Origin of the sequence: Ruminococcus sp. D54t1_190329_F1, assembly GCF_015551645.1 — a bacterium.
GTDB classification, from domain to species: Bacteria; Bacillota; Clostridia; order Lachnospirales; family Lachnospiraceae; genus Blautia_A; species Blautia_A faecis.
This window is the reverse complement of sequence record NZ_JADNDC010000079.1, coordinates 1-3,816: the sequence shown is the minus strand read 5'-3', so window position 1 is coordinate 3,816 and position 3,816 is coordinate 1. Positions and strand designations below refer to the sequence as shown.

Here is a 3,816-nt window from a genome sequence, read left to right as displayed (position 1 = left end):
CGTCGTAGCGGGCTACGACGCCCTCATCCGGGTGAAATCTCCCGCAAAGTGGGGCGTGCAGATTGCAGGAATGATTTTTCAAACACGCTCTAAGACGAGTGAAAACGACAGAGGTTTGTTTTAGTTTCTTTTAAGGCATAAAAAAAGTATATGAGTTTATTCGCAATCAGATAAACTTCATATACTTTTTCTTGTAATCCTGTCAGCTGAATACTGCAAATAATGCCCCATAAAGTCCTGCACTTGCAGCGCCCATGATAAGACCAGCCAGAATGACACCAAGCATTACAGCCAGAACACTGGACTTAAAGTCCATGTCCAGAAGGCTGGCAGCCAGGGTTCCGGTCCAGGCACCTGTGCCGGGAAGAGGAATTCCTACGAAGAGCAGAAGCGCTACGAATAATCCGCGGCCGGCCTTTGCCTGAAGGGCCTTTCCTCCTTTTTCCCCTTTTTCAAGACAGAAGGTAAAGAAGCGCCCGATCACCGGTTTATCCTTGCCCCACTCCAGAACCTTGCGGGCGAAGAAATAGATAAAAGGTACTGGAAGCATGTTTCCGATAATGGCGATAATGTACGCCGGAACCAGCGGAATTCCGAAGCCTACAGCATATGGGATCGCGCCTCGCAGCTCAATCAGCGGTACCATAGAAATAAGAAAAACGATTAGATAACTTTTCATGTTTAAAATCTCCTCTAATTTCAATCCAATAATATTCGACTTATTATACACGAAAAAAAACGAATTGAACAGGGCAAAAAAAGAAATTACTATATTAATACAGGAAAAAGAAAGCATTTATGCTACATCATAGAAAAAGAAAGATTTTATGCCAAACCTATTGACAGAAGTTATTTAAATGCTATAATAAAAACAAACATATGAATAATTGTTCATATGAAAAAGAGAACATTTTCAAAAGGAGACCACTACCATGAAAAAAACTTACAAGATCGATGTTGACTGCGCAAACTGTGCAAACAAGATGGAGGAAGCTGCTAAGAACACTGCTGGTGTTAAGGATGCGACTGTAAACTTCATGACTCTGAAAATGATCGTTGAGTTTGAAGATGGACAGGAGCCGAAGGCTGTTATGCAGGAAGTCCTGAAGAACTGTAAGAAAGTAGAAGACGACTGCGAGATCTTCTTATAAAAACAATGAGGAAAAGCAGTTACTAGAGCGTGTTTGAAAAATCATTCCCGCAATCTGCACGCCCCACTTTGCAGTATATTTTGCCCGAGTTCGGTTGCCGTAGCCCGCTACGGCGCCCTCATCCGGGCGAAATCTCCCACAAATTGTGACGCACATCTTGCAGAAAGCTTTTTTCAAACACGTTCTAGGCACAGAATGAACGGTAAGACAATGACCGGACAGGATGTACTCTGTTCAGTCACGCAAATGAATTAAGCGAATATGTCGCGTGCCAGCGACATCATTATAATGGAGGCCGTGCCCTCAAGGCATGTGAAAGAATATGAACAAGAAGCAGAAAAAAGTATTGATCAGAATTATTATTGCTTTTGTCCTTTTGGTTTTGCTGCGCTTTCTTCCGGTAGATGGCTATCTTCGAATGGCACTTTACATGGTCCCGTATCTGGTGATCGGTTATGATATTCTGAAAAAAGCGCTTAAGGGAATTAGGAACCGTCAGGTATTTGATGAGAATTTTCTGATGGCAGTTGCCACAATTGGTGCCATTGCTCTCGGCGATTATCAGGAAGGCACTGCGGTTATGCTGTTTTACCAGATCGGAGAACTTTTCCAGAGTTATGCCGTTGGAAAGAGCAGAAGAAATATCAGCGAGCTGATGGATATCCGTCCGGATTATGCAAATATTGAGCAGGACGGTAAGCTGGAAAAGGTAGACCCGGACGAGGTAGAGGTTGGAACTATCATTGTGGTTCAGCCAGGAGAGAAGATTCCAATTGACGGAATGATTGAAGACGGAAATTCCACATTAAATACAAGCGCATTGACAGGAGAAAGCCTTCCGCGAGATGCGAAAGTGGGAGATGAGGTCATCAGCGGCTGCATTAACATGACAGGTGTATTGAAAATTCGCACCACGAAGGAATTTGGTGAATCTACGGTTTCCAAGATCCTGGACCTTGTTGAGAACTCAAGCTCCAAGAAATCCAGATCTGAAAACTTTATTTCAAAATTTGCGAAATATTATACCCCGGCAGTCTGCTACAGTGCTCTGGCACTTGCAGTCATTCCGCCTCTTTGTAGAATGCTGTTTATGGGACTTTCTCCGGAATGGGGAGACTGGATCTACCGTGCTCTGACGTTCCTTGTAATCAGCTGTCCATGTGCACTGGTGATCAGTATTCCTCTCAGTTTCTTTGCTGGAATCGGTGGTGCCAGCAATCAAGGCGTTCTGGTAAAAGGCTCCAACTATCTGGAGACACTTTCCCAGACGAAGATTGTTGTTTTTGATAAAACAGGTACTATGACAAAGGGCGTATTCGAGGTCAGCGGAATTCACCATAATGAGATGGAGGATGCAAAGCTTCTGGAATATGCGGCATATGCAGAGTGTTCTTCCTCACACCCCATCAGCAAAAGCCTTCAGAAAGCATATGGCAAGCCAATCGACCGCAGCCGTGTCACAGACATTGAGGAAATCGGTGGAAACGGTGTTATTGCAAAGGTGGAAGGCGTGTCTGTAGCTGCCGGCAACGCGAAGCTGATGAATCGTCTGGGTATTGCGTACAAAGAGTGCCATCATGTAGGAACGGTTGTCCATATGGCTGTGGATGGAAAATATGCCGGTCACATCCTGATTTCTGACATTATCAAGCCTCATGCCAAAGAGGCAATTGAGAACCTGAAAAAAGCAGGCATTACAAGAACGGTTATGCTCACCGGTGACGGAAAAAAAGTGGCAGAGTCTGTAGCAGCTGACCTTGGAATCGGAGAGGTTCACAGCGAGCTTCTTCCGGCAGATAAGGTTTCCAAGGTGGAAGAGCTTCTTTCAAACAAGTCTGAAAAAGAGAAGCTTGCCTTTGTTGGAGACGGAATCAATGATGCACCGGTTCTTTCAAGAGCGGATATTGGTATTGCAATGGGTGCTCTTGGTTCTGATGCTGCAATCGAGGCGGCTGACGTTGTCCTGATGGATGACGACCCGTTGAAGATTGGGAAAGCCATTCGCATTGCCAAGAAGTGTATGCGAATTGTATATGAAAATATTTATTTTGCAATTGGCGTGAAACTGATCTGCCTGGTACTTGGTGCCTTCGGTATTGCAAACATGTGGATAGCCATTTTTGCAGATGTAGGAGTTATGGTACTGGCAGTGCTCAATGCAATCCGTACTTTGTTTGTGAAAAATCTTTGATGATGATATCGAGGTATTCAGAATGAAAAAAGATATAGATAAAGAAGTGGAAATCTGTGATTGCTGTGAGGTTCATGAAAATCTTCTGCAAATTGTAAACGAGACTATCCCGGAGGAAAACGAGCTGTATGATCTGGCAGAGCTGTTCAAGGTGTTTGGAGATTCTACCAGGATCCGGATCCTGTTTGTACTTTTTGAAGCAGAGGTGTGCGTGTGCGACCTGGCAAAGGCATTGAACATGACTCAGTCAGCTATTTCCCACCAGCTTCGTATCCTGAAACAGAATAAACTGGTAAAAAGCCGCAGGGATGGAAAATCTATATTCTATTCTCTGGCAGATGAGCATGTTCGGACGATCATTGACCAGGGAAGAGAGCATATAGAGGAAGATTAGAGGTGTCAAGCGTTTTTGAAAATGTCCTAAAATAATTGAAGTATTAGCCCCGGCTTTTTGCTGGGGCTTGTTATATTGAT

At 44.1% G+C, this 3,816-nt stretch carries 7 protein-coding genes; 5 read left to right on the top strand and 2 right to left on the bottom strand.

Annotated elements, in window-relative coordinates:
- The coding region (locus I2D69_RS21320; protein ID WP_347708408.1) for a DUF6783 domain-containing protein at positions 1-124 on the top strand (124 nt) is incomplete at its 5' end.
- A gap of 78 nt (positions 125-202) precedes the next feature.
- On the opposite strand, the gene I2D69_RS19460 is transcribed toward I2D69_RS21320, so the two are convergent.
- The gene (locus tag I2D69_RS19460; protein WP_195380409.1) at positions 203-679 is read right to left on the bottom strand and encodes a small multi-drug export protein; all 477 of its coding nucleotides are present in this window, start codon (positions 677-679) and stop codon (positions 203-205) included.
- A gap of 253 nt (positions 680-932) precedes the next feature.
- On the opposite strand from I2D69_RS19460, the gene I2D69_RS19455 reads away from it, so the two are divergent.
- Positions 933-1,151, top strand: a complete 219-nt coding sequence (locus I2D69_RS19455) for a cation transporter (protein WP_118579549.1) — start codon at positions 933-935, stop codon at positions 1,149-1,151.
- Here the strand turns inward: I2D69_RS19455 and I2D69_RS21315 are convergent.
- Entirely contained in the window at positions 1,146-1,295 is a 150-nt protein-coding gene (locus I2D69_RS21315) for a DUF6783 domain-containing protein (RefSeq protein ID WP_334300298.1), read from the bottom strand. The genes I2D69_RS19455 and I2D69_RS21315 overlap by 6 nt on opposite strands.
- Here I2D69_RS21315 and I2D69_RS21310 point away from each other — a divergent pair.
- The 3 genes from I2D69_RS21310 (at position 1,227) to I2D69_RS19445 (ending at position 3,736) form a co-directional block, all read left to right on the top strand.
- Positions 1,227-1,406, top strand: a complete 180-nt coding sequence (locus tag I2D69_RS21310; protein ID WP_334300299.1) for a DUF6783 domain-containing protein — start codon at positions 1,227-1,229, stop codon at positions 1,404-1,406. The genes I2D69_RS21315 and I2D69_RS21310 overlap by 69 nt on opposite strands.
- 67 nt (positions 1,407-1,473) lie before the next feature.
- Entirely contained in the window at positions 1,474-3,342 is a 1,869-nt protein-coding gene (locus I2D69_RS19450; protein WP_195380408.1) for a heavy metal translocating P-type ATPase, read from the top strand.
- A 22-nt stretch (positions 3,343-3,364) separates the two neighbouring features.
- On the top strand, positions 3,365-3,736 hold the full coding sequence (locus tag I2D69_RS19445) for a metalloregulator ArsR/SmtB family transcription factor (RefSeq protein WP_148461875.1): 372 nt from the start codon (positions 3,365-3,367) through the stop codon (positions 3,734-3,736).
- Positions 3,737-3,816: the final 80 nt, after the last annotated feature.

What these genes read in the sequence shown, in the direction of transcription:
- I2D69_RS19460 (WP_195380409.1), bottom strand. Translation starts at nt 679, where the DNA reads ATGAAAAGTTATCTAATCGTTTTTCTTATTTCTATGGTACCGCTGATT.
- I2D69_RS19455 (WP_118579549.1), top strand. Translation starts at nt 933, where the DNA reads ATGAAAAAAACTTACAAGATCGATGTTGACTGCGCAAACTGTGCAAAC.
- I2D69_RS19450 (WP_195380408.1), top strand. Translation starts at nt 1,474, where the DNA reads ATGAACAAGAAGCAGAAAAAAGTATTGATCAGAATTATTATTGCTTTT.
- I2D69_RS19445 (WP_148461875.1), top strand. Translation starts at nt 3,365, where the DNA reads ATGAAAAAAGATATAGATAAAGAAGTGGAAATCTGTGATTGCTGTGAG.